Raw genomic sequence first — 23,881 nt, 5'->3', positions numbered from 1 at the left:
CCTGGGAGAGAAGTCAAGGGAGCAACCGGCGCGTTCAGTGGGGTGCACTCAAGCGCCCATCCGTAACGGTGCTATATGCGCGGTGCGTTTCCCCACTACCTATATGAAGGGAGTCGGTGACTTGCGGAAGCCGGCTCAGCGGGGAAGGGCGGGGTGATGCTGTGACGATGTGGTGTCGAATCCAGATTGCCCTTAGAGAAGTCTTATAGGAATCATGGGTTTAAGTCATTCCGTCACTACGTCACAAAGCCCAGGTCAGAAGCCTGCCCTTGCCCGCTGTGGTGACGAAGGAACAGCTAGTTAGTCTAACTAAATATTCAGACCTTAAAAAGGGGGCCCGACCCCAAAGGATCGGACCCCTTCCGCTGTCAGCGCTGCTGTGCCTTCCTGCGTTCCTTGCGCCGTTCCGCTTCGGTTTCTGCCATCAAGCCGAGCAACTCCACCTTCAGTTGCTCTACAGACTCCGGCGCTGCCTTCGTCGCATCGGCCACACGACGGGCCTGGGCCTTCTTCCGTGCGCGCCGGTCAAAGGTCTTCGCTACGCCTTCCGCCACGTCGTCAGGCATCCCTTCAGCGTCGCGCCATACGGGAATCAGGCGCTCCATGATCGGGGTACGGTCGCCAACCCCCTTCGCCGGCACGATGGTTACCGACTTGAGCGCAGCGGACAGCAACGCGCGCTTCCCGTCCACGCCTTCGGCGTTCCATATGGCCACAAGGCTTTCAGGGCTCATGAGCGGGCTGAGGTCCGCCCCGCGCCCCAACTCCGTCAGCTCCGCCTTCAGCGCCGCTATCTGTACCCCCAGTTCGCCCCTCAGCGCGTCGTACTGGGTCTCATCCATGCTGCCGACGAAGAACTCTTTGTTGAGCCTCAGTTCGCGGCTGACGGCCCGTTCTAGGGCAGCGCTGACGGCACCCTTGCGGGCTTCCTTCTCAGGGTCGCCGTACGCAAGGAACCGACGGGCAATCTCGTGGATCGTGGGGCTTTCTGGCGAGAGGCGCGAAACGTGGTTCACCCACAACACGCCCATGGCTGTATCTACGCGTCCGCGCGATGTGGCTACGCCAATGCATACGGCTGGGCCTTGAGTGATGCGGGCTTGGCACCGGTAGTTTGCTCCGCCGTTCCCCATGGGGCCTTTGCAGTGAGGGCAGCGGAAACTTCCCGTCATGATCGTTACCGCCTTGCGGACACCCCGCGTCTTGTCCCCGATTGCCGTTCCGGGCCTACTCCGTCCGCTGATTATGGCGTTGATCTTGACCCATTCCGCGTAGGTCACAACGCCGTCCCCTGCCGAAATCGGATGACCGTCCGCCCCAAGGAGCGGTTCCCCGCCCCGGAACCACTTATCAAGCGACTGACCGAAATCGTCTTTCGCCCGTTCCCGGTTAGGGATGAGCCCCGCCCATGAAGGTGACTGGGCAAGGTGAATAACCGTCTGAGCGCGCCACTTCTTGCCCTTTCGGGTCTTTACCTGTTCAGCGTTCAGGGTGTTAGCGATGGTTGCCGGGGTTTCGCCTTCGAGCAACAGTTTCGCAATGCGGCGTGCCGTCGGGTATTCCGCCGGATTGTGGTGAAGCTTGCCGTCTGTGCACCCAAGACCATAGGGCTTAACGCCACCCACCCAACGGCCTTCGGACTTGTGCGAGTCCACGCCGTTCTTCGTGCGAAGCGCAATGTCCTTCGCTTCGTCGCGCGCCCGTTCGCTGAGAATGGCGAACACCATGCGGCTACCCTTGGACGAATCGAGCCCTTCGGTAACGCTCACGATCTTCGCGCCGCGCTTGTCGAATTCGTCCAGCAAGAGCCCAACGTGACCCATGCCGCGCCGGCTGAGACGGTCGGTCTTCCAAATGAAGAGTGTCTTGCTCAATCCCGCCTTGATCGCAGCAACGGCATTGTCAAACTCTTCGCGCTTTACGTACGCCTTCGACGCGCTGACCTGTTCGAACCACACATGCCGGATGCGCTTGTTTTCGTTCTGCGCCGCACGGCAGATGTCTCGTACGTGCCCCCTGAGCGACGCAAGATCATCGCTCTTCTTGCTGCGCCGAACGTACGCTTCGGCAAGGTCTTCCGGTGGGCCGCTGGGGACGTCCCACAGCCCCAGTTCCTTCAGGTCGTCGTCTGTGAAGCCCAACGCGCGGAGCGTGGGCAAGTCTTCTCGTTCGGCTACAGCTATCACGGAGTCCCCTTCGTCGTCTGACCGAAGGGAGTCGGTGACTAACCCCAGGTCAGAGCGGTATTGCTCCGTTGGTCCATAGGCACCACACGCCGAAGAACACGAAGAAGTAGCTGATCAAGCCGGTGCCGGGATGGCCCTCGGCCAGCGCGTGCACGAGCTGGGCGCCCGCCTGCGCGATGGCGACGACGAAGCACAGGTCGAAGAAGAGCTCCAGCGGGGTCGAGGCGCGGTGGCCCTCGTCCCGGCTGCGGGCGGTCATGGGTACGTAGGCCACGGGCATACCGCCCAGGACAGCAGCCCTACGGGGCTCAGCAGGCGAGGCGCGCGGCCCTCAGGGCCCGTGTGCCCCGGGCGGACTCGTACCGGCCCAGGACGAGGCGGGCGAGGCGCGGGTGATCGGCCAGCGGCTCCGAGACCGTCCAGGCGGCCGAGGCGTTCAGGGTGCGCATGAAGCGGCCCGGGGCCAGCAGGTGCGCCGCCACCGCGATCCGGCGGTACCCGGCGTCCTGGAGGGAGGCCAGGGCTTCGGGGACGGTGGGCCCGGCGGAGGTGAGGTAGGCGGGGACCGCGGGGACGGGGGCGGCTCCGTCGTCGTACTCGAGCAGGGCGGCCAGCTGGGCAGCGCAGGCCTCCGTACCGGCGTTGCCGCCCGGGCGGGAGGAGCCGGCGCCGGCCACCACCACCGCGTCGGCCCGGGTGTACGGGCCGCGGCGCCGCTCGGCCTCGCGCAGCCGGCCGTGCAGGGCGCGGGCGACGTCGCGCTCGCTGCTGAGGCCCTCGGTGAGGACGCAGCCGGTGCCCTCCAGGACGGCGGGTATGTCGACGCGGCGGTGGAAACCGTCGCCGAGCAGCAGCGGGACCACCACCGCGCGCGGGTGCTCCCGTACGACCTCGGCGAGCGAGGGGCGCTGCACGTCGAGGTGGCCGACCAGCGCGTGCACCCCGCTGATGGCCTCGACGGCGGAGACGAGCCGGTCAATGGTCGCGGCGGCCTCCGGAACCGCGCTGCCGTGGACGGCGATGACGAGCATGTGGTCTGCCTCCCTGATCCACCCCGTGGGTCCCCCTCCCACGCTAGGCGCGGCGCGGGCCCGGGACAGCCTGGCCAAGGGCCCGCGGGGCGGGCCGGAGGTCCTGTGCGGAAAGGGTCGTTTCCCCGTCCCCAGGGGTCCTTTTCGGGCGTTCGGGGCGGTGGCGCCGACCTACCGTCGAAGAGTCGGAACGCATGCACGCGTGACGTCTTGGCCCGGCCGCCCTGGCCGCCCCGGGACCGCGCGGCACAGGGACACACGGAGTGAGATCCATGGGGCAGACGCTGGTTGTCATCGGCCACGGCATGGTGGGGCACCGCCTGCTGGAGGCGCTCGCCGAGCGTGACGCGCTCGCCGACCCGGCCCGCCCCGAACGCGGCGGCTGGCAGGTCACCGTCCTCGCCGAGGAGGAGCGCCCGGCCTACGACCGCGTTCACCTGTCCGCGGCCTTCACCGGCTCCACCGGCGAGGAGCTGTCCTTGGCCCCGCCCGGCTTCCTGGAGACGTACGGCATCGACCTGCGCCTCGGCGACCCGGCGGAGCTCATCGACACCACGGCCCGTACGGTCACCGCCCGCTCCGGCGACGTGCTCCGCTACGACGCGCTCGTGCTCGCCACCGGCTCCTACCCCTTCGTGCCGCCGATCGACGGCGCCGACGCGGAGGGCTGCTTCACCTACCGCACCCTCGACGACGTCGAGGCACTGACCGCGTACGCCGCGGACCCCGAGGTCCGCACCGGTGTCGTCATCGGCGGCGGGCTCCTCGGCCTGGAGGCGGCGGGCGCGCTGCGCACGCTCGGACTGGCCACGCACGTCGTGGAGTTCGCGCCCCGGCTGATGCCGCTGCAGGTGGACGACGGCGGCGCGGCCGCCCTGCGGGCCACCATCGAGTCCATGGGCGTCGCCGTGCACACGGGCGTCGGCGCGGCCGGCGTACAGATCCACCCCGACGGGCGGGCGCAGGCGCTCCGGCTGACCAGCGGCGAGGAGATCGGCTCCGACGTCGTGGTCTTCTCGGCCGGTGTGCGGCCGCGCGACCGTCTGGCCCGCGAGTGCGGCCTGGCCGTGGGCGACCGCGGCGGGGTCGTCGTGGACGGCCACTGCCGCACCAGCGACCCGTACGTGTACGCGATCGGCGAGTGCGCGCAGACCGTCGACGGCAAGGTGTACGGGCTGGTCGCGCCCGGCTACCAGATGGCGGAGACCGTCGCCGAGGCCCTGGCGGGCGCGGGCGAGCTGACCTTCACCGGCGCCGACACCTCCACCAAGCTCAAGCTGATGGGCGCCGACGTGGCCTCCTTCGGCGACCCCTTCGCCCCCGAGGGCCGTGACGGGGCCGTCTCGGTGGTCTTCTCCGACGCCCGCGAGGGTGTCTACAAGAAGCTGCTGCTGGGCCCCGACGGGGCACTGCTCGGCGGAATCCTGGTCGGTGACGCCGAGGCGTACGGTTCGCTGAAGCCGCACGCCGGCCGGCAGCTGCCGGCCCCGCCGGAGGCCTTCATCCTGCCGTCGAGCGACGGCGTGGCCCTGCCCGGCGCGGACGCGCTGCCCGATGACGCGGTGGTGTGCAGCTGCCACAACATCACCAAGGGGCGCGTGCGCGAGGCGGTCGTCGCGGAGTCCCTCACCGACATCGGCGGCATCAAGAAGTGCACCAAGGCCGGCACGGGCTGCGGCGGCTGCATCGGCACGCTGCAAGCGGTCCTGGACGCCGAACTGGCCGCGGCGGGCATCGAGAAGACACGAGGCCTGTGTGAACATTTCACCCTGACCCGGGCGGAGATCTACGAGAAGATCCGCACCGAGCGCATCCGCAGCTTCAGCGAGCTGCTGGAGACCTATGGCGAGGGCGGCGAGGGCTGCGCCGTCTGCAAGCCGGTCGTCGCGAACGTCCTGGGCACCCTCGCCCCCGACCTCGGCATCGGACACATCCTGGCGGGCGAGCAGGCGGCCCTGCAGGACTCCAACGACCTCTTCCTCGCCAACCTCCAGAAGGACGGCACCTACTCGGTCATCCCGCGCGTCGCCGGCGGCGAGATCACGGCCGAACAGGTCATCGCGCTGGGCGAGGTGGCCCGGGACTACGGCCTCTACACGAAGATCACCGGCGCCCAGCGCATCGGCCTCTTCGGGGTCGAGAAGGAGCAGCTGCCCGACATCTGGCGGCGCCTGGGCGGCGCCGGATTCGAGTCCGGGCAGGCGTACGGGAAGTCCCTGCGCGCGGTGAAGTCCTGCGTGGGAGCCCGCTTCTGCCGCTTCGGGCAGGGCGATTCCATCCAGCTCGCGATCGACCTGGAGCTGCGCTACCGGGGTCTGCGCACCCCGCACAAGTTCAAGGGCGGCGTCTCGGGCTGCCTGCGCGAATGCGCGGAGGCCCGGGGCAAGGACATCGGCGTCATCGCCACCGCCAACGGCTGGAACCTGTACGTCAGCGGCAACGGCGGGGCGACCCCGCGCCACGCCGACCTGCTGGCCTCGGACCTGGACACCGCCGAACTCTTCGCGCTGATCGACCGGTTCCTCATGTACTACGTCCGCACCGGCGAGCGCCTGGAGCGGACGTCCGCCTGGCTGGAGCGGCTCGGCGGCAGCGCCGCGGGCCTGGACCACCTGAAGGCCGTCCTGATCGAGGACTCGCTCGGGATCTGCGCGGAGCTGGAGGCGCAGATGGAGCGCCACGTGTCGGCGTACGAGGACGAGTGGTCGGCGGTCCTGGAGGACCCGGCGGCGCTGGAGCGCTTCGGGAGCGTGGACTTCGGGGCGGCCGCCGAGGGCGCCGCGCAGTCCCTGGAGCCGGGCCGCGGGCGGACCGCGGTACTGCCGGACGGCACCGAGGCCGCGGTCTTCAAGGACCGTGCGGGCGAGGTCTACGCGGTCGGCAACCGGGACCCCTTCTCGGGCGCGGACGTGATCGCCAACGGCATCATGGGCTCGCGCGACGGGGTGCCCGTCGTGGCCTCGCCGATGCACAAGCAGGTCTTCGACCTGCGCACCGGCATCTGCCTGGACGACCCCGAGGTGTCCCTGCCGCTGGTGGAGCTCGGGCTCTAAGGCTCTGCGGCCTCCCTACCAACGCACTGTGGGCGACGGGACCTTGTCCTGTCGCCACACGACGTTCTCCCCTGATGTGAGCCGCCTCTGTAGGCGGACCCTAAGAAGGTCAGGGCTTCTCTCTTCGTTCTGCGCAACCCCTCCGAACCTTCAGGCCCCTTCGACCTTCAGGCCCCTTCGACCTTCAGGACATGCCATGAGTTCCGCCAAGCAGCAAGCGCGCGCGGCGACCGCCCGAGTGCAGGTGGCCGATCCGGCGCAGTACCGCCCCGGTCGCACGATCACGGAGTGGACGCCGGAGGACCCGTCCTTCTGGCAGACCACCGGCAAGAAGGTCGCCACCCGCAACCTGTGGATCGCGGTGCCGGCCCTGCTGGTGGCCTTCGTGGTCTGGCAGGTCTGGAGCATCACGGCGACGAACCTCAAGGACGTCGGCTTCGGCTTCTCGCAGTCCCAGCTGTTCTGGCTGACGGCCGTCCCCGGCATCACGGGCGGCACCGCCCGCATCCTCTACACCTTCATCGGCCCGATGATCGGCCAGCGCCGCTTCACCGCGCTCTCCACGGTCATCCTGATCGTGCCGCTGCTGTGGCTGGGCTTCGCGGTGCAGGACCCCACCACCTCGTACACCACGCTGGTCGCCATCGCCGCGCTCTGCGGCATCGGCGGCGCCAACTTCTCCTCCTCGCTGGCCAACATCGGCTTCTTCTACCCGAAGCAGGAGAAGGGCAACGCGACCGGCATCAACGGCGGTCTGGGCAACCTCGGCGTCTCCGTGGTCCAGCTGCTCACCCCGATCCTGATCACCACCTCGGTGCTGGCCATCGGCTCGGGCCAGAAGAAGGCGGACGGCTCGGAGATCTACCTCCAGAACGCCGCGTTCGTCTGGGTGCCGGTCCTGATCGTCCTGGCGGCCATCGCCTGGTTCGGCCAGAACGACCTGAAGGTGGCCTCCACCCCCTTCAGCCAGCAGAAGATCATCTTCAAGCGCAAGCACAACTGGCTGATGACCTGGCTCTACGTCGGCACCTTCGGCTCCTTCATCGGCTTCGCGGCGGCCCTCCCGCTCCTGATCAAGACGACCTTCCCGGCGTACTCCGTGGCCACCTACGCCTGGATGGGCCCGGCGCTCGGCGCACTGGCCCGCTGGGCGGGCGGTTGGATCGCCGACAAGTTCGGAGGCGCACGGGTGACGATCCTGTCCTTCGTGGGCATGGGCGCGTCGATCATCGGCGTGATCACCTTCCTGCCGGTGGGCTCCGACCAGGGCTCCTTCTACGGCTTCTTCCTCTGTTTCCTGTCGGCGTTCTTCTTCTCGGGCATCGGCAACGGCTCGACCTTCCGCCAGATCCCGGTCATCTTCCGCGGCCAGCACCTCGCGGGCCTGACGGAGGGCACCCCGCAGTACGCGAAGGCCCTGAAGCAGGCGGAGATCGAGTCGGGCGCGGTGACCGGATTCACCGCGGCCATCGCCGCCTACGGCTTCTTCTTCATCCCGGCGATGTTCGCCAACTTCGCCGTGACCAGCGCGATGTGGGGCTTCGTCGCCTTCTACGCCAGCTGCGTGGTCGTGGCCTGGTGGTTCTACGCCCGCAAGGGCGCGGAGGCGCCCAGCTAGGCCTGCCCCGGCCTCTGGTCGTCAGCCCGGGTCGGGTGCGGAGCGCTGCGTGAGCGGCCCCGCACTCCACCCGGGCTTTCCGGTGCTTCGCCCCCTTCCCCGCGTCTCGATCACCGGTGGGGGCTGCTATACGCTGCGGTCAATTGGCTCATTCACGATGATCCTTAAGCCCGGGGGGGCTCTCAGCATGGTTCTGCACGTTCGTCATGCCCGCATTCGGTTCGGCCTCGCGCTGGCACCCGTTCTCTCGCTGGCGCTCGCCGCGCCGAGCGCCTTCGCGGCGCCCGCGGCAGCCACGCCCGACCCCGATCCCGCCCCGTCGGCCCTGGCCGCGACCGCGGGCACTGCGGCGCCCGCGCTGGGCCGGTGGGGCTCGGCCACGGAGCTCCCCGGGATCGCGGGAGAGGTCATGGACATGGAATCGGCCAAGGACGGCACCGTCGTGGCCACCCTGCGCCAGGTCATCGACGGGAACACCTGGGGCGTGGTCTCCGTACGCCCGGCGGGCAGCACGAACTGGCTGCCCGCCGTGAAGGTACGAAGCACCGTGCTCACGGCCCTCGGAGACGGCTCCGTCGCGATGCAGTGGGTCGAAAGGACCGCCGACCCCAAGGTCCAGCGGATCCGCTTCGCCCGCCTCCTGCCCGGCGCCACCGCATTCTCCGCGCCGGAGACCATCGCCACGGTCCCGTCGGCCGGAAAGGTCACCCTCGCGGCCAACGCCTCGGGCGGGCTCGCCGCCGCCTGGGTGGAGGACTCCAGCAAGCTGACCTTCTCCGAGCGGCCGGCGGGCAGCGCCGCCTGGTCCGCGCCTGCCGTCCTCGACCAGTTGCCGGAGCCCATTGAGCGCCCGGGCATCACCTACCCCTACAACGTGAGGGACCTCCGGCTCGCCGTCGCGAACGACGGCAGCGCGATGGCGATCTGGGGCGGCAACTCCAAGTACGAGGGCGACGGCGTCGACCCGGATCCGACCGCCTGGAAGTGGTACTACAAGGTGCTGGAGCGGGCTGCCGGTTCCGCCGCCTGGTCCCGGCCGGCCGACCTGCCGCAGCTCGGTGAGCAGCCGGAGGATGTCCTGCTCGCCGCGCATCCCAAGGGCGGGTTCCACTGGTTCACGCTCGGGAAGTATGCCCACAAGCCGGCGGGCGCCATGGGCTGGAACCCGGTCGAGGCTGCGGGCTCCGTGGCCGCGAACTGGCGGTCCCAGATGCTGGCGCTGCCGAACGGCGACCTGATGGTGGTCGACACGTCCGGCTACGTGGTGCGGTCGGTGACCACGGGGAAGTGGACGATCCCGCAGCAGCACCCCTTCCGGTACGCCGCGCCGGGCTCGCTGCGCGCCGCGCAGGCCGGGAACGGCTCGGTCGTCGTCACCTGGGCCCGGGAATGGTCGGCCGACAAGGGGCTCGGTGAGGTGAACACCTCTACCTACGCGGGCGGCACCTGGTCGGCGCCGAAGGTCATCGGCACGGGCATCAACGAGTTCTGGCCGGGGACGGCGCTGGCAACCGACGACCGGGGCCTCCCGGTCGCGCTGTGGAACACGCAGACGACCGTGGACGACAGGATCACGCACCGGACCTTCACCGCGACGACGGCCTCCAGCCGCCCGCTGCCCACGTGGCGGGACTACAACGACGACGGCAAGCCTGAACTGCTCGCCGGCAACACCGATGCCTATTCGGCCGCCCTCAGGTCCTTCTCCGTCGGCGCCACCGGTCTGGTCCAGGGCCAGCGGGTGGACTGGGCCGTGCCCCCGAAGGTGCAGCCCACAAAGTTCCTGCCGTTCGGCGACCTGGACGGGGACGGCTGCAACGACATGGTGGTCCGCCTCGCCTCCGGTGAGGTCCGGATGTACACGCCGGTCTGCGGCGGGCTGCCCTCGGAGGGATCCGCGTACAAGAAGATCTCCTCGGACTGGAAGCTGTACGACAGCCTCGTCTCCACCGGTGACCTCACCGGCGACGGCAAGGCCGACCTGCTCGCCCGGTCCTCCGCGAGCGGGTACCTGTACCTGTACGCGAACAACGGCGCCGGCGGCTTCGCCCCCCGCGTCAAGGTCGGCGGCGGCTGGAACACGTACACGAAGCTGATCGGTACGGGAGACCTCAACGGCGACGGCAAGGCCGACATCCTGGCCCTCGACGGTTCCGGCGAGCTCTGGCGCTACGACGGCACCGGGAAGGCCGCCGCCGTCTTCAAGCCGCGTGCGCTGGTCTTCAAGGACTGGGGCGGCACCTACGCGGACGTCGTCGGCGCGGGCGACCTGACCGGCGACGGCAAGGCCGACCTCGTCTCCCGTGACACGACGGGCCGCGCCTGGCTCAACGCGGGCACCGGCACCGGCGGCTTCGCCGGCCGCAAGCAGCTCGGCACCACCTCGGTCCTGAAGCCTTACAGCCCCTTCTGACGATCCCCTCCCCGTCTGCGCCCGCCGCCCGGTCCCTGACAGGAGGCGGGCGCCGCCTTCTCGAGAATCTTGTGAAAGTTTTCACAAGCGCACGATGGACCTTTGGCCTGCCCAAAGTGCCAGGTCAGCCCCGATGGGAGACCCTGGGGGCTGGGGATCAGGGGACCTTCGGGCCCCAGCTCAGGACCAACGCGGCGCCAAATGATCGATCAAAAGGCGTGCAATGGATGCAAGCAATGAGGCGATCGGAAGGTGCGGGCGATGACTGCCACCCCTGCGGAAACCACGAAGAACGGCGAAGCCTGGAACGGCTTCGAGGGCGGTCTGTGGCGCGACGCCGTCGACGTCCGCGACTTCATCCAGCAGAACTACACGCCGTACGAGGGTGACGACACCTTCCTCGCCGGTCCCACCGAGCGCACCACCGCCGTGTGGAAGGCGATCACCGACAAGTTCCCGGAGGAGCGCGAGAAGGGCGTCTACGACGTCGCGCACGACATTCCGTCGTCGATCACCGCGCACGCCCCCGGTTACATCGACCGCGACAAGGACCTGATCGTCGGCCTCCAGACGGACGCCCCGCTCAAGCGCGCGATCATGCCCTACGGCGGCTGGCGCATGGTCGCCGGCGCCCTGGAGACCTACGGCTACCCGGTCTCCGACGACCTGGAGAAGGTCTTCACGGAGTACCGCAAGACCCACAACGCCGGTGTCTTCGACGCCTACACCCCCGACATCCGCGCCGCCCGCAAGGCCGGCATCGTGACCGGGCTGCCGGACGCGTACGGCCGCGGCCGCATCATCGGCGACTACCGCCGCGTGTCGCTCTACGGTGTCGACCGCCTCATCGCCGTCAAGAAGGAGGAGAAGGAGGAGATCAACTCCCTCCCCGCGGGCAACCGTTCGCTGGAGGAGACGATCCGCCTGCGCGAGGAGCTCTCCGAGCAGATCCGCGCCCTCGCCGAGCTCAAGGCGATGGCCGCCTCCTACGGGTACGACATCTCCGGCCCGGCCACCACCGGCCGCGAGGCCATCCAGTGGCTGTACTTCGCGTACCTGGCCGCCGTGAAGGAGCAGAACGGCGCGGCCATGTCGCTCGGCCGCACCTCCACCTTCATCGACGTCTACCTCCAGCGCGACATCGAGGCCGGCATCCTCACCGAGGAGCAGGCCCAGGAGCTGGTCGACGACTTCATCATCAAGCTCCGCATCGTCCGCTTCCTGCGCACCCCGGAGTACGACGAGCTCTTCTCCGGCGACCCCACCTGGGTCACCGAGTCCATCGCCGGCATGGGCGAGGACGGCCGTCCGCTGGTCACCAAGACCTCGTTCCGCTACCTCCACACCCTCTACAACCTCGGCCCGGCCCCCGAGCCGAACATGACCGTCTTCTGGTCGCCCCAGCTCCCGCAGGGCTTCAAGGAGTTCTGCGCCCGGGTCTCGATCGACACCTCCTCGGTGCAGTACGAGTCCGACGAGCTGATGCGCCCGCGCTTCGGCGACGACACCGCCATCGCCTGCTGCGTCTCGGCCATGCCGGTCGGCAAGCAGATGCAGTTCTTCGGCGCCCGGGTGAACCTCGCCAAGACCCTGCTCTACGCGATCAACGGCGGCCGCGACGAGAAGTCCGGCGCCCAGGTCGGCCCGTCCACCGGCGCCCTCACCTCCGAGGTGCTGGACTACGACCAGGTCGTGGCCAAGTTCGACGAGCAGATGGAATGGCTCGCCGACACCTACGTCCACGCCCTGAACGTCATCCACTACATGCACGACAAGTACGCCTACGAGCGCATCGAGATGGCGCTCCACGACCGCGACGTGCGCCGCACCATGGCCTGCGGCATCGCCGGCCTCTCGGTCGCCGCCGACTCGCTGGCCGCCATCAAGTACGCCAAGGTCACCGCCGTGCGCGACGAGACCGGCCTCGCCACCGACTTTCGCCTCGAGGGCGACTACCCGGCCTACGGCAACAACGACGACCGCGTCGACTCGATCGCCGTCTGGCTGGTCGAGGAGTTCATGAAGAAGATCCGCAAGCACCCGACGTACCGCGAGGCCGAGCACACCCAGTCGGTGCTCACCATCACCTCGAACGTGGTCTACGGCAAGAAGACCGGCAACACGCCGGACGGACGCCGCGCGGGCGAGCCGTTCTCCCCGGGCGCCAACCCGATGAACGGCCGCGACACCCACGGCTACGTCACCTCGGCGCTGTCGGTCGCGAAGCTCCCCTACGAGGACGCCGAGGACGGCATCTCGCTGACCAACACGGTCACCCCCGACGGCCTGGGCCGCACCCCCGAGGAGCGGATCAAGAACCTGGCGGGCGTCCTCGACGGCTACATGGCGGTCGACGGCTTCCACATGAACGTGAACGTGCTCAACCGCGACACGCTCATGGACGCCATGGAGCACCCGGAGAACTACCCGCAGCTCACCATCCGCGTCAGCGGATACGCGGTGAACTTCGTCCGCCTCACGCGCGCTCAGCAGCTCGACGTGCTGAACCGCACCTTCCACGGCTCTCTCTGATCCTTCCGGTCCTTCGAGAGACCCACGAGCACGCGCGGCCCGGGGCCGGCCCTCACCCGGCCCCGGGACCGCGCGTCACCAGATCAGCCCACGGAATCCGGAAGCTGGAGCACCTGCCATGACCGTCCTCTTCGGTACGAGCCTCCCCGTCGGCCACGCCAACGCGATCAGCGTGAGCGCCGGCCAGACGCCCGCCGCCGCGGCCACGCAGCGGCCGAGCGAGGGCACGGTGCACTCCTGGGACCTGTCCACCGGGGTCGACGGCCCCGGGACCCGGTTCGTGACCTTCCTGTCGGGCTGCCCGCTGACCTGTCTGTACTGCCACAACCCCGACACCATGCGGATGCGCAACGGCAAGCGCACCTCGGCCGACGACGTCATCGCCGAGGCCCGCAAGTACACCAAGTTCATCTCGGCGTCCGGCGGCGGCGCCACCATCTCGGGCGGCGAGCCGCTGCTCCAGCCCGTCTTCGCGGGCGAACTGCTGCACCGGATGAAGAACGACCTCGGACTGCACACCGCCCTGGACACCTCAGGCTTCCTCGGAGCCCGCGCCACCGACGCGCTGCTGCGCGATGTGGACCTGGTGCTCCTCGACATCAAGTCCTGGGACCGCGAGACGTACAAGAAGGTGACCAGCCGCCCGCTGGAGCCGACCCTGGACTTCGCCCGCCGCCTCGCCGACCTCGGCAAGGAGGTGCACCTGCGGTTCGTGCTGGTGCCGGGACTGACCGACGCCACGGAGAACATCGAGGGCGTCGCCGCCTTCGCCGCCACCCTCGGCAACGTCTCGCGGGTCGACGTCCTGCCCTTCCACAAGCTCGGCGAGAGCAAGTGGGAGGCGCTCGACATGAAGTTCACCCTCCACGACACGCCGTCGCCGACCGCCGCACAGGTCGCCGAAGCGAAGGCGATCTTCGCCGCGCGGGGACTGAACGCGGTCTGAGCTTCGGGTCCCCCTCCGGAGTTCCCTTCCGAGCTCCTCCCGGGTCCCCCTCCCGAGTCCTCACTCGAACGGCGCACCCGTAAGCTCCGCATAACGGGCCGAATCGGTACATACCACCTAGCGTGGTCCTGTGTCCGAGCCCTCAGAAGTCATCGACGCCGCGCCGCCCCCACCGGCGCCCGAGACCCCGCCGCCGGCCGGGCGGTCCGTCACCGCACGGGCCACCCTGGCCGGCACCGTCGTCTCGCTCCTGCTCATCCTCGCGATCGTGCTCGGCAGCCGGCTGCTGCGGGACTTCGACTCGGCCCTGCTGCCCTACGCCGTGGCCACCGTCTTCCTGGCCTTCGGCGTGGCCTACCGGTACACCGTGTGGGTCTCGGCGCCCAGCGCGCGCCGCCTGTTCAAAAAGGGCTTCGGCAGCTTCTTCTCGGCCGACAACTTCCGCAAGGCGCCCACCGCCGTGCCGAAGATGATCGCCACCTACCTCGGCTTCCAGAAGTTCCTCGGCGCCCGCTCGCGCCCCCGCTGGATCGCCCACCAGCTGATGTTCTGGGGCTGCCTCCTCGCCGCGGCGATCACCTTCCCGCTGACCTGGGGCTGGTTCACCTTCACCGGCGACAGCGCGACGGGCCCCGGGTACGAGATGCGGATCTGGGGCATCAAGGTCCTCGGATTCGACTCCCTGAACATCCTGGGCTGGCTGATGTTCCACGGCCTGGACATCGCCGCCGTCCTCGTCATCCCCGGAGCCTCGTACTTCCTGTACCGGCGGATGAAGGACCGCGGGGCCATGACCGGCCAGCGCTTCGCCTATGACCTGCTGCCGCTGATCTGCCTGATCGTCATCTCCGTGACCGGTCTGCTGCTGACCTTCTCCTCGATCTTCCTGCACGGCGGCGGATACGAGTTCCTCGCGATCCTGCACATGGTGTCGGTGGTGTTCACCCTCATCTACATCCCGTTCGGGAAGTTCTTCCACATCGTCCAGCGCCCGGCCGCCGTCGGCATGCAGCTCTTCAAGTACACGGCCCGCCAGGACGAGCAGGTCTTCCTCTGCAAGCGCTGCGAGGAGCCCATCGACACCACCCCGTACGTGGAGAACCTGCGCGGCACGATGAAGGACCTGAAGCTCGACTTCGACGCCTTCGTTGAATACTGCCCGCGCTGCAAAAGGTTGCTGCGCGGCAGCGTCTACCTGGCCCATGTCAAGAAAGGCTTCAATTGAAACCTCCCGCTCCCGGAGGAGGGGATTCCTGGCTCACGTCGCCTGGGCGGACCAGCGGCCCGTCAGGTCTTCCACGATCAGCGCCAGCCGGGTTGAGACCAGCCCGGAGAACAGCAATGCAAAGGGTGATGCGCGTGCTTGGTTCTCGCTACGCACCGCCCGCAAATCAGGCTACTCGCTTCTGTCGTGGCGCGAGCCCGATTCCTGAAGACGGCGCAATTCTCCGGAGGCTCAAGTGACCGCGACGGACCCCTCGAAGAGGGCCTCGCTGCCCATCGACCCCTCCATCGCCCCGCCCGGCACCCGCAACTTCCGCGACGCCGGAGGCATCCCCGCCGACCAGTGGCACGCCGACCAGAACGGCGAGACCCTGGTCCCCACCCACTGCTGCTTCTGCGGGGTGCAGTGCGGGATGTACCTGCGCGTGGACAAGGGCGGCAAGGTCTTCGGCGTGGAGCCCCGCAACCACGACATCAACCGGATGCGGCTGTGCCCCAAGGGCATCAACGCCTACCAGCAGGTCAACCACCCCGACCGGCTGACCGCCCCGCTGATGCGGCGCTCCCGGGACGAGGAGTTCAAGGAGTGCTCCTGGGACGAGGCACTGGACTTCACCGTCTCCGAGATCCGGCGCATCCAGGAAGCCCACGGCAACGACGCCTTCGGGCTGCTCGGCGGAGCCAGCCTGTTCTCCGAGAAGACCTACCTGGTCGGCAAGTTCGCCCGGGTCGCGCTGAAGACCAAGCACGTCGACTACAACGGCCGCCTGTGCATGGTCAGCGCCGCCGGAGCCAACAAGCTCGCCTTCGGCATCGACCGGGCCGGCAACCCCTTCTCCGACATCCTCCTCACCGACTGCCTGCTCATCGCCGGGTCCAACGTGGGGGAGTGCTTCCCCGTGATGACCCAGTACCTGTGGGGCGCGCGGGACCGGGGCGCCTCGCTGATCGTGATCGACCCGCGCGAGACGGCCATCGCCCGCACCGCCGACATCCACGTCGCGCTCAAGCCCGGCACCGACTCGGCCTTCTTCAACGCCGTACTGAACGTGGTCATCGCCGAAGGCCTCACCGACGAGGCCTACATCGCCGCGCACACCACCGGCTGGGAAGAGGTCAAGAAGACCGTCGCCGAGTACCCGCCGTCCCGCTCCGCGGAGATCTGCGGGGTACCGGCCTCGCAGATCGTCCAGGTGGCACGGGTCTTCGCCGGCGCCGACAGGGCCATGGCCTGGCACGCCCGGGGCATCGAGCACCACTCCCAGGGCGTCGAGAACTGCCTGTCCGTCATCAACCTGTGCGTGGCCACCGGCCACATCGGCAAGCCGGGCGCCGGCTACGGCACCATCACCGGGCAGGGCAACGGTCAGGGCGGCCGCGAGCACGGCCAGAAGTCCGACCTCCTGCCCGGCGGCCGCTCCATCGGCAACCCGGAGCACCGCAAGCAGATCTGCCGGATCTGGGGCATCGAGGAGTCCGAACTCCCCGGCGCGGGCACCTCCATGATGGAGATGGTCTGGCAGATGCAGCGGAAAGAGATCCGCGGCCTCATCGGCATCTGCAACAACCCGTTCGTCTCCCTCCCCAACTACGCGGTGGTCAAGGACGGCTACGACACCGCCGAGTTCCACGCCCAGTTCGACTTCTTCCTCTCCGAGACCGCGGCCAACGCCCACGTGGTCTTCCCCGTCACCACCTGGGCCGAGGACGAGGGCGTGATGGCCAACGCCGAGGCCCGCGTGGTCAAGCACAACAAGGCCCAGGAACCTCCCGCCGGGGTGCGCACCGACACCTGGGTCATCTGCGAGCTCGCACGGAGGCTCGGCGCCGGGAAGCACTTCGACTTCCCCGGCTCCCGCGAGGTGTTCGAGGAGCTGCGCGTCGCCTCCGCCGGCACGGTCAACGACTACTACGGCATCACCTACGACCGCCTCGACGAGACGGGCGGGATCGTCTGGCCCTGCCCCTCCACCGAGCACCCGGGCACCCCCCGGCTGTTCGAGGACGGCCGGACCTACCATCCCGACGGCAAGATCCACATGCAGGTCGTGGAATGGCACCCGCCCATGGACGCGTACACCGAGGAGTTCCCCCTCTCCCTCACCACGGGCCGCACCGTCGCGCACTTCCTCTCCGGCAACCAGACCCGCCGCCTGGGCGCCCTCGTCGAGCAGACCCCCCGCCCCTGGGTGGAGGTCCACCCCTCGCACGGCTTCCGCAACGGCGAACCGGTCCGGGTGGTCACCCGGCGCGGCAGCGAGGTGTTCCCGGCCCTGGTCACCGAGGCGATCCGCCCCGACACCGTGTTCATCCCGTACCACTGGCCCGTCCCGACGTCCGCGAACGCCCTGACCATCGACGCCCTCGACCCCCGCTCGAAGATCCCCGAGTACAAGGTCTGCGCCGCCCGGATCGAGGCCGCCGAACGCGTCGACGAGGTGCCGGCGCCGCCCACCCCGCCGGGGCGTGAGGCCTATCCGGAAGCCCAGGTCTCCCGCACCGACCCCCTGCCCCCCACGGCCCCGCAGGGCCGTGGCACGGCGGAGAGGAGCTGACCCGCCATGATGGGCCGCACGATCTTCATCGACCCGGGTCGCTGCATCGGCTGCCAGGCGTGCGTCTCGGCCTGCCGCGAGTGCGATTCGCACCGCGGCAAATCGATGATCCACCTGGACTACACCGAACCCGGCATGTCCGTCGCCTCCCTCCCCAGCGTCTGCATGCACTGCGAGGACCCGGTCGCACCCTGCGCCGAGGTCTGTCCCGCCGACGCGATCCTGGTGACCGCCGACGGAGTGGTCCAGCAGGCCGACACCACCCGCTGCATCGGCTGCTCCAACTGCGTCAACGCCTGCCCCTTCGGCATCCCGAAGATCGACCTCCAGGCGAAGCTGCAGATGAAGTGCAACCTCTGCTACGACCGCACCGCCTACGGCCTCGCCCCGATGTGCGCGACCGTCTGCCCGACCGGGGCCCTCTTCTACGGAACGCTCGAAGAGCTCCAGGCGGAGCGCCCCGGTGTCCAGGTGGCCGACTCCTTCGTCTTCGGCGACGTCGTCGTCCAGACCGGTGTGGCCATGGTCGTCCCCGCCGACAAGGTCCAGTGGCCCGTCCCCGGCGGCCTGCCCGTCGTCGAGATCAACGGAAAGGACGTCCGGTGAGCGTCACCGAACAGCCCCCTCCGCACCCAGGACGTCAGGGCGACGGCCACGCAGACGGCGGGGCGGCCGCCGATGCCGCGATCGAGCAGCTGCGCGACCGGATCAGTGCCGACTCCCTCACCACCCGCCGCGACTACCTGCGGATCGTGGCCACCGTCTCCGGAGGCCTGGCCATCGGCGGTGTCGGCGTGGCCGCCGGCATCCTGCACCGGCACGGGGACAACGAGGGCCTGCCCGACCCGAAGAAGGTCGCCGACCTGCTGCCCCCCGGCCAGTCCGTGGCCTTCCGGTTCCCGGGCGAGGACGACCGGGCCCTGGCGGTGCGCCTCGGGGACGGCTCCCTCGTGGGCTACTCCGCCGTCTGCACGCACCTGGCCTGCGGAGTGCTGTGGCGGGAGGACCGGGGGCCCGACGGGGAGCTGTACTGCCCCTGCCACGAGGGTGTCTTCGACGCCCGCACCGGTGAGGTGACGGCCGGTCCGCCGCCCCGCCCGCTGCCGAGGATCTACCTGACCGAGCAGGCCGACGGCAGCGTCTGGGCCGTCGCCACCGCCCGGTCGGGAGAGCCGGCCAAGGACGCGCTCTGCCGTCAGTTCGGCGACACCCACCCGCAGGAGTCCGCCCGCCTGGGCTGCCCGGGCTCGGCCCGGGCGGGCGCCACCGAGAGGAGGCCCACATGAGCGAGACTCCGCTGCCGCCCCGCCCGGAGTACCACCCGGGCAGCGCCCAGCCCCGGCTCAACCGCCCCGTGCGCGAGCGGTACCCGCAGATCCGATCCACCAGCGGGTACGGGGACCCGCGGATCCGGAACACGGGCCCGGGCCCGGGAGCCGGCACCGAGCAGGAGCCCGAGCGTTCCTCACGGCTCAACGCGCGCCTCGCCCTGGCCCTCACGGTCGTGATCGGCCAGCTCTGGGCGCTCACGGTGACCGTCAACGAGTGGATGAAGGGAAACACCGGCACGGCCTGGTGGGGAGCGGGATTCCTGATCCTGTCCTTCCTCGTAGTGATCGGACTGTGGCTCCTCGACCCGAAGGACCGATGACCATGTCGATGCCCACGCCGACTTCGTCGGCACCCCGCAGCCACCGCGCCGAGAGCTACAAGCCCGGCGCCACCATCGCCGACTGGCGGCCCGAGGACGAGGGCTTCTGGCAGTCCAAGGGCCACCGGGTCGCCCAGCGCAACCTCTGGGTCTCGATCCCGGCCCTGATGCTCGGCTTCGTGGTCTGGCAGGTCTGGTCGGTGACCGTGGTCAGGCTGAACGACGTCGGGTTCGGATTCTCGAAGTCGCAGCTGTTCTGGTTGACCGCCATCCCCGGTATCACCGGCGGCACCTTCCGCATCCTCTACACCTTCATCGGCCCGATGTTCGGCGAGCGGAAGTTCACCGCCTTCAGCACGATCATCCTGATCGCGCCGATGCTGTGGCTGGGCTTCGCACTCCAGGACACCGGCACTCCCTACTGGGAGCTGGCGCTGATCGCGGCCGTCTGCGGCATCGGCGGTGCGAACTTCGCCTCCTCGATGGCGAACATCGGCTTCTTCTTCCCCAAGCGGGAGAAGGGCAGTGCCAACGGCCTCAACGGCGGCCTCGGCAACCTCGGCGTGAGCGTGGTCCAGCTGGTCGCCCCGCTGGTGGTCACCGCGGCCGTTCTGGGCGCCCCGGCGGGCGGACCCCAGCACGACGCGAAGAAGAACACCGACGTCTGGCTGCAGAACGGCGCCTTCCTCTGGGTGCCGCTGCTGGTCATCATGGCGCTGGCCGCCTGGTTCCTGATGAACGACCTGAAGGTGGCCGCGGCTCCCTTCAGCCAGCAGAAGATCATCTTCAAGCGCAAGCACAACTGGCTGATGACCTGGCTCTACGTCGGCACCTTCGGCTCCTTCATCGGCTTCGCGGCCGCCCTGCCGCTGCTGATCAAGAACAACTTCGAGGGCCAGGGCTACCAGGCCACCACCTACGCCTGGATCGGCCCGTTCATCGGGGCTCTCACGCGCTGGGGCGGCGGCTGGCTCTCGGACAAGATCGGCGGAGCCAGGGTCACCATCCTGTCCTTCATCGGCATGGCGGCGGCCCTCGTCGTGGTGATCTTCGCGCTTCCGTCCGGTGGCCAGGAGGGCGACTTCTGGCCCTTCTACATCGGCTTCCTGGTGGCCTTCGCCTTCTCCGGCCTGGGCAACGGCTCGACCTTCCGGCAGATCCCGGTGATCTTCCGGGACCACCACATGAAGCAGGCCGAGGGCAAGGGCCCCGAGGCGCAGGCCGCGGCGCTCAAGCAGTCGGAGATGGAGTCGGGCGCCGTCACCGGTTTCTCCTCGGCCATCGCGGCCTACGGCTTCTTCTTCATCCCCGCGATGTTCGCGGCCATGGCCGTCACCAACGCGCTGTGGATCTTCATCGGCTTCTATGCCACGTGCCTGGTGGTGTGCTGGTGGTTCTACGCCCGCAAGGGCGCCGAGGCTCCCAGCTGAGCGGGGCCGGTGGCAGGGGCGGCCGTACTCTGGAGGCATGAGCGACGCCCCCGCCACCGACCCGCACGCCCCGAAGTCCGCACGGCAGGAGCCCGCGGCCGAGTCCCGGCCGAAGCCGCGGCTGGACTTCGGCGACCCGCTGGACCAGCAGTCCTCGGACGACACCGACCGGGGCTGGGGCGAGCGGCCGCCCGCCGGCGGGAGCGCGGCCGACCTGGCCCGGTTCCTCGACGAGAAGCCCCCGCACCACGTCTGACCGCAGGGCCCGCCTAGAGCCGCGGGCTCGGAGCGCCGGAGTGGACGTTCCCGCCACCCGCGTCGCGCTGGGCGATCAGCTCGTCGCGGATCTCCTTGAGGACCACCAGCTCGGTGATCTCCATGGTCTCCTGGACGCCCTCCTTCGCCCTGCGGCGCTGCTCCACCTTGGCGAGGTACTTCGCCATCGGCAGGACCATCAGGAAGTAGACGACCGCGGCGGTGATCAGGAAGGTGAGCGCCGCGTTCAGCACCGAGCCCCAGAGGAGCTCCACGCCCGTGGGCTTGCCGTCCGGGCCGACCCCGCAGGGGTCCTTGATGCAGCTCTTGTAGGCGTCCAGACTCTGTGTGCCGATGAGGCCGATCACGGGGCTGATGAGGCCCTTCACGACGGAGTTCACGATGTTCGTGAACGCGGCACCGATGACCACGGCTACCGCCAGGTCGACCACGTTGCCGCGCATCAGGAAGGCCTTGAAGCCTGCCAGGATGCTCTCCTTCTTCTTCTCGCTCACCACTGAGCCTTTCTTCGTATCTGCCGAACATGGAGCCAACGGTTCCGAAAGCTACGGCAGTTTGACCCCGGGGTGTCCAATCGACCCTCACCCCACGGTGACTTGACCGCACGTTCGTACGATTCAACACAACGTCACCGCCAGTCGGGACACGGTCCCCGCCCCCACGAGAGCCCGCGCGGTGTCCCGGGGCACGGACAGCACCACCAGGGCCCCGCCGTCCCCAACACCCTCCTCCGGAGCGGGTACTTCGGCGACGCGTGCCCCCGCCGCCACCACCCGGGGCGGCCCGCCGCGCTCCGCGGCGACCACGTCCACCCGGTCCCCGGGCCGCAGTAGCCGCACCGCCGCCGCGTCCGCGATGCGCACCGGCGCCGACACCAGCCGCACCGCCGCCGCAGGAGGCTGCGCCGCGGGCGGTGCGGAGCCCCGCGAGGCCCGCGCCTCGGTGCCGCCCACCGCCAGTACGGCCGCCACGACGGCCAGCGCGGCCGCGGCCCCGCGCCGCCGGCGCCGCACCGCCCTGCGCAGCCGGTCCCCGGCCCGCCCCACGCGGAGCGGGGCGAAGAGGGGAACGGAGCGCGCGGGGGGACACGTAGCGGAAGAGGGATGCCGGGAGACGGGGGAGGGGCGCACCGGGGCGTGGGTGTGGGCGTGGGTGTGGGGTGAGGAGAGGGAAGGGACACGGGAGTTCGCGGTCATGACGGCCACCACCTGACGGAGTGAGCCCGGACCCCGGGAGCGGAGTCCGGTGCCCGGACCCAGCGCCCGGACGTCCCTCACGATCCGCCCTCCCGCCGGATCCCGCTCGACCCTGTGGAGGATCCCCAGCTTGTGGATATCCCCGTCACTCGCGGGAGTTACCGCCCCACCGAGATCCTCCGCAGCGCCGCCACCGGATCCGCGGCCCGCGTCACCGACCGCCCCACCACGACGTGCGAGGCCCAGGCCGCGAAGGCGGCCCACGGCGTATCGGAGCGGGCGTGCCCGCCCGCCTCCCTGCCCGCCTCCGCGCCCGCCTCCCCACCCGGCAGCGTCACCCCCGGAGTGGCGATCAGCCGGTCCGGACCCAGCAGCGTCCGCAGCGGCCCGGCCTCCCGGGGCGATCCGACGACCCCGTCGCAGCCGGCCTCCGCCGCCAGCCGGGCCAGCCGCAGCACCTGCTCGTCGGTGCTCGCGCCGATGCCGATGTCGGCGAGGTCGCTCCCGGTCATGCTCGTGACCACCGTCAGGGCGAGCACCCGAAGCCGCGGGAACTCCCGGGCGGCGTCCACTGCGGCCGCCATGATGCCCGTACCGCCCATGGAGTGCACGGTCACCACGGACGCGCCCAGCGCGCCCGCGGCGCGCACGGCGCCGGCCACGGAGTTCGGGATCTCGAAGAGCTTCAGGTCGAGGAAGACCTCGTGGCCCTGATCGACGAGCCCGCGTACGAGGTCGGGCCCGGCGGCGGTCAGCAGCTCCAGCCCGACCTTGTAGAAGCCGCAAGCGCCCCCGAGGCGTGCCACGAGGGCCTCGGCGGCCTCGCGGTCGTCGAAGTCGAGGGCGACGATGATCCGGGGGTCGGCGGTGTAGTTCATCCCACCAGTGTCCGGGGCGGCTACGGCAGCTCGATGCCCAGGTCCCAGCCGTCGTGGGCGTGGGTGCACAGGCAGGCGCGGGATTCCGTCGGGGGCAGGGCGGCCACCGCGTCGAAGAGGACCTCGCGCAGCCGGCCGACGTTCTCGCCGAAGACCTTGAGGACCTCCGTGTGGGAGACCCCTTCGCCCGTCTCCGCACCCGCGTCCAGGTCCGTGACCAGCGCCATCGAGGTGTAGCAGAGCCCCAGCTCGCGCGCGAGGACCGCCTCCGGGTGGCCCGTCATGCCGACCACCGACCAGCCGGCCGCGGCGTGCCAGCGGGACTCGGCGCGCGTGGAGAAACGCGGGCCCTCGATGACGACCATGGTGCCGCCGTCCACCGGCTCCCACTCCCGCCCGCGGGCCGCCGCCAGTGCCACCGAGCGGCCCACCGGGCAGTACGGGTCGGCGAAGGTGGTGTGCACGACGTTGGGGACCGAGCCGTCCGGGAGCGGCTCCCCGTCGAAGAAGGTCTGGGCGCGGGACTTCGTACGGTCGACCAGCTGGTCGGGGACGAGCAGGGTGCCCGGGCCGTAGTCGGAGCGCAGGCCGCCGACCGCGCAGGGACCGAGCACCTGGCGGACGCCCACGGAACGCAGCGCCCACAGGTTGGCCCGGTAGTTGATCTTGTGCGGGGGGACGGTGTGGCTGCGGCCGTGCCGGGGCAGGAAGGCCACGGTCCGGCCGGCGAGCTCACCGAGGTAGAGGGAGTCGCTGGGGGGCCCGTACGGCGTCTCCACCTGGATCTCGGAGACGTCCTCCAGGAAGGAGTAGAAGCCCGATCCACCGATGACACCGATCTCTGCATTCGCCATGCGGTCCACCCTAACGGGGCATGCCGAAGGCCCCGCTG

At 69.7% G+C, this 23,881-nt stretch carries 18 protein-coding genes and 1 pseudogene; 12 read left to right on the top strand and 7 right to left on the bottom strand.

Translation table 11 applies throughout. The features are described from left to right. Positions 1-368: 368 nt before the first annotated feature. The 3 genes and pseudogenes from OG247_RS17735 to OG247_RS17725 form a co-directional block, all read right to left on the bottom strand. Entirely contained in the window at positions 369-2,141 is a 1,773-nt protein-coding gene (locus OG247_RS17735) for a recombinase family protein (RefSeq protein ID WP_327253158.1), read from the bottom strand. Positions 2,142-2,253: 112 nt separating this feature from the next. Further along, positions 2,254-2,466: pseudogene (locus OG247_RS17730) on the bottom strand (low temperature requirement protein A); the annotation flags it as partial. 28 nt (positions 2,467-2,494) lie between these two features. Then, positions 2,495-3,217 (bottom strand): sirohydrochlorin chelatase, encoded by a 723-nt coding sequence (locus OG247_RS17725; protein WP_327253156.1) that lies wholly within the window; start codon positions 3,215-3,217, stop codon positions 2,495-2,497. A 272-nt stretch (positions 3,218-3,489) separates the two neighbouring features. On the opposite strand from OG247_RS17725, the gene nirB reads away from it, so the two are divergent. The 12 genes from nirB (at position 3,490) to OG247_RS17665 (ending at position 20,895) form a co-directional block, all read left to right on the top strand. After that, a complete protein-coding gene (gene nirB / locus OG247_RS17720; protein ID WP_327253155.1) occupies positions 3,490-6,270 on the top strand; it encodes a nitrite reductase large subunit NirB in 2,781 nt (926 codons plus the stop codon). A gap of 196 nt (positions 6,271-6,466) precedes the next feature. After that, complete coding sequence (locus OG247_RS17715) at positions 6,467-7,888, top strand: NarK family nitrate/nitrite MFS transporter (RefSeq protein WP_327253154.1); 1,422 nt, start codon at positions 6,467-6,469, stop codon at positions 7,886-7,888. A gap of 187 nt (positions 7,889-8,075) precedes the next feature. Then, on the top strand, positions 8,076-10,301 hold the full coding sequence (locus tag OG247_RS17710; protein WP_327253153.1) for an FG-GAP repeat domain-containing protein: 2,226 nt from the start codon (positions 8,076-8,078) through the stop codon (positions 10,299-10,301). 261 nt (positions 10,302-10,562) lie between these two features. Further along, entirely contained in the window at positions 10,563-12,833 is a 2,271-nt protein-coding gene (gene pflB, locus OG247_RS17705; RefSeq protein WP_327253152.1) for a formate C-acetyltransferase, read from the top strand. Between the two features lie 118 nt (positions 12,834-12,951). Continuing rightward, on the top strand, positions 12,952-13,779 hold the full coding sequence (gene pflA, locus OG247_RS17700) for a pyruvate formate-lyase-activating protein (RefSeq protein ID WP_327253151.1): 828 nt from the start codon (positions 12,952-12,954) through the stop codon (positions 13,777-13,779). A 130-nt stretch (positions 13,780-13,909) separates the two neighbouring features. Beyond that, the gene (locus tag OG247_RS17695; RefSeq protein WP_327253150.1) at positions 13,910-15,004 is read left to right on the top strand and encodes an MFS transporter; all 1,095 of its coding nucleotides are present in this window, start codon (positions 13,910-13,912) and stop codon (positions 15,002-15,004) included. Between the two features lie 235 nt (positions 15,005-15,239). Next, positions 15,240-17,558, top strand: a complete 2,319-nt coding sequence (locus OG247_RS17690) for a molybdopterin oxidoreductase family protein (protein WP_327253149.1) — start codon at positions 15,240-15,242, stop codon at positions 17,556-17,558. 6 nt (positions 17,559-17,564) lie between these two features. Then, a complete protein-coding gene (locus tag OG247_RS17685) occupies positions 17,565-18,164 on the top strand; it encodes a 4Fe-4S dicluster domain-containing protein (RefSeq protein WP_327253148.1) in 600 nt (199 codons plus the stop codon). Then, positions 18,161-18,844, top strand: a complete 684-nt coding sequence (locus OG247_RS17680) for a QcrA and Rieske domain-containing protein (RefSeq protein ID WP_388498051.1) — start codon at positions 18,161-18,163, stop codon at positions 18,842-18,844. Before OG247_RS17685 ends, OG247_RS17680 begins: the two co-directional genes overlap by 4 nt. Beyond that, positions 18,841-19,209, top strand: a complete 369-nt coding sequence (locus OG247_RS17675) for a DUF6755 family protein (RefSeq protein WP_243335387.1) — start codon at positions 18,841-18,843, stop codon at positions 19,207-19,209. The genes OG247_RS17680 and OG247_RS17675 overlap by 4 nt, the downstream gene beginning before the upstream one ends. A 2-nt stretch (positions 19,210-19,211) precedes the next feature. After that, positions 19,212-20,639 carry a NarK family nitrate/nitrite MFS transporter gene (locus OG247_RS17670; protein ID WP_327253147.1) on the top strand — a complete coding sequence of 476 codons (1,428 nt, stop codon included), beginning with the start codon at positions 19,212-19,214 and terminating at the stop codon, positions 20,637-20,639. 37 nt (positions 20,640-20,676) lie between these two features. Further along, positions 20,677-20,895, top strand: coding sequence for a hypothetical protein (locus OG247_RS17665; protein WP_327253146.1), 219 nt, complete (start codon positions 20,677-20,679; stop codon positions 20,893-20,895). A 13-nt stretch (positions 20,896-20,908) separates the two neighbouring features. Here the strand turns inward: OG247_RS17665 and mscL are convergent, their stop codons facing one another. The 4 genes from mscL to OG247_RS17645 all read right to left on the bottom strand — a co-directional run bounded on the left by mscL (position 20,909) and on the right by OG247_RS17645 (position 23,843). Next, positions 20,909-21,412, bottom strand: coding sequence for a large conductance mechanosensitive channel protein MscL (mscL, locus tag OG247_RS17660; RefSeq protein ID WP_327253145.1), 504 nt, complete (start codon positions 21,410-21,412; stop codon positions 20,909-20,911). A 120-nt stretch (positions 21,413-21,532) separates the two neighbouring features. Continuing rightward, the gene (locus tag OG247_RS17655; protein ID WP_327253144.1) at positions 21,533-22,111 is read right to left on the bottom strand and encodes a hypothetical protein; all 579 of its coding nucleotides are present in this window, start codon (positions 22,109-22,111) and stop codon (positions 21,533-21,535) included. Between the two features lie 158 nt (positions 22,112-22,269). After that, positions 22,270-22,989 (bottom strand): orotidine-5'-phosphate decarboxylase, encoded by a 720-nt coding sequence (gene pyrF, locus OG247_RS17650; RefSeq protein WP_327253143.1) that lies wholly within the window; start codon positions 22,987-22,989, stop codon positions 22,270-22,272. Between the two features lie 20 nt (positions 22,990-23,009). Then, complete coding sequence (locus OG247_RS17645) at positions 23,010-23,843, bottom strand: S-methyl-5'-thioadenosine phosphorylase (RefSeq protein WP_327253142.1); 834 nt, start codon at positions 23,841-23,843, stop codon at positions 23,010-23,012. Positions 23,844-23,881 lie beyond the last annotated feature (38 nt).

Origin of the sequence: Streptomyces sp. NBC_01244 (assembly GCF_035987325.1) — a bacterium.
In the GTDB taxonomy this organism is placed as follows: Bacteria; Actinomycetota; Actinomycetes; order Streptomycetales; family Streptomycetaceae; genus Streptomyces.
The sequence above is the reverse complement of the archived record's forward strand: the minus strand, read 5'-3'. Positions and strand labels throughout refer to the sequence as shown.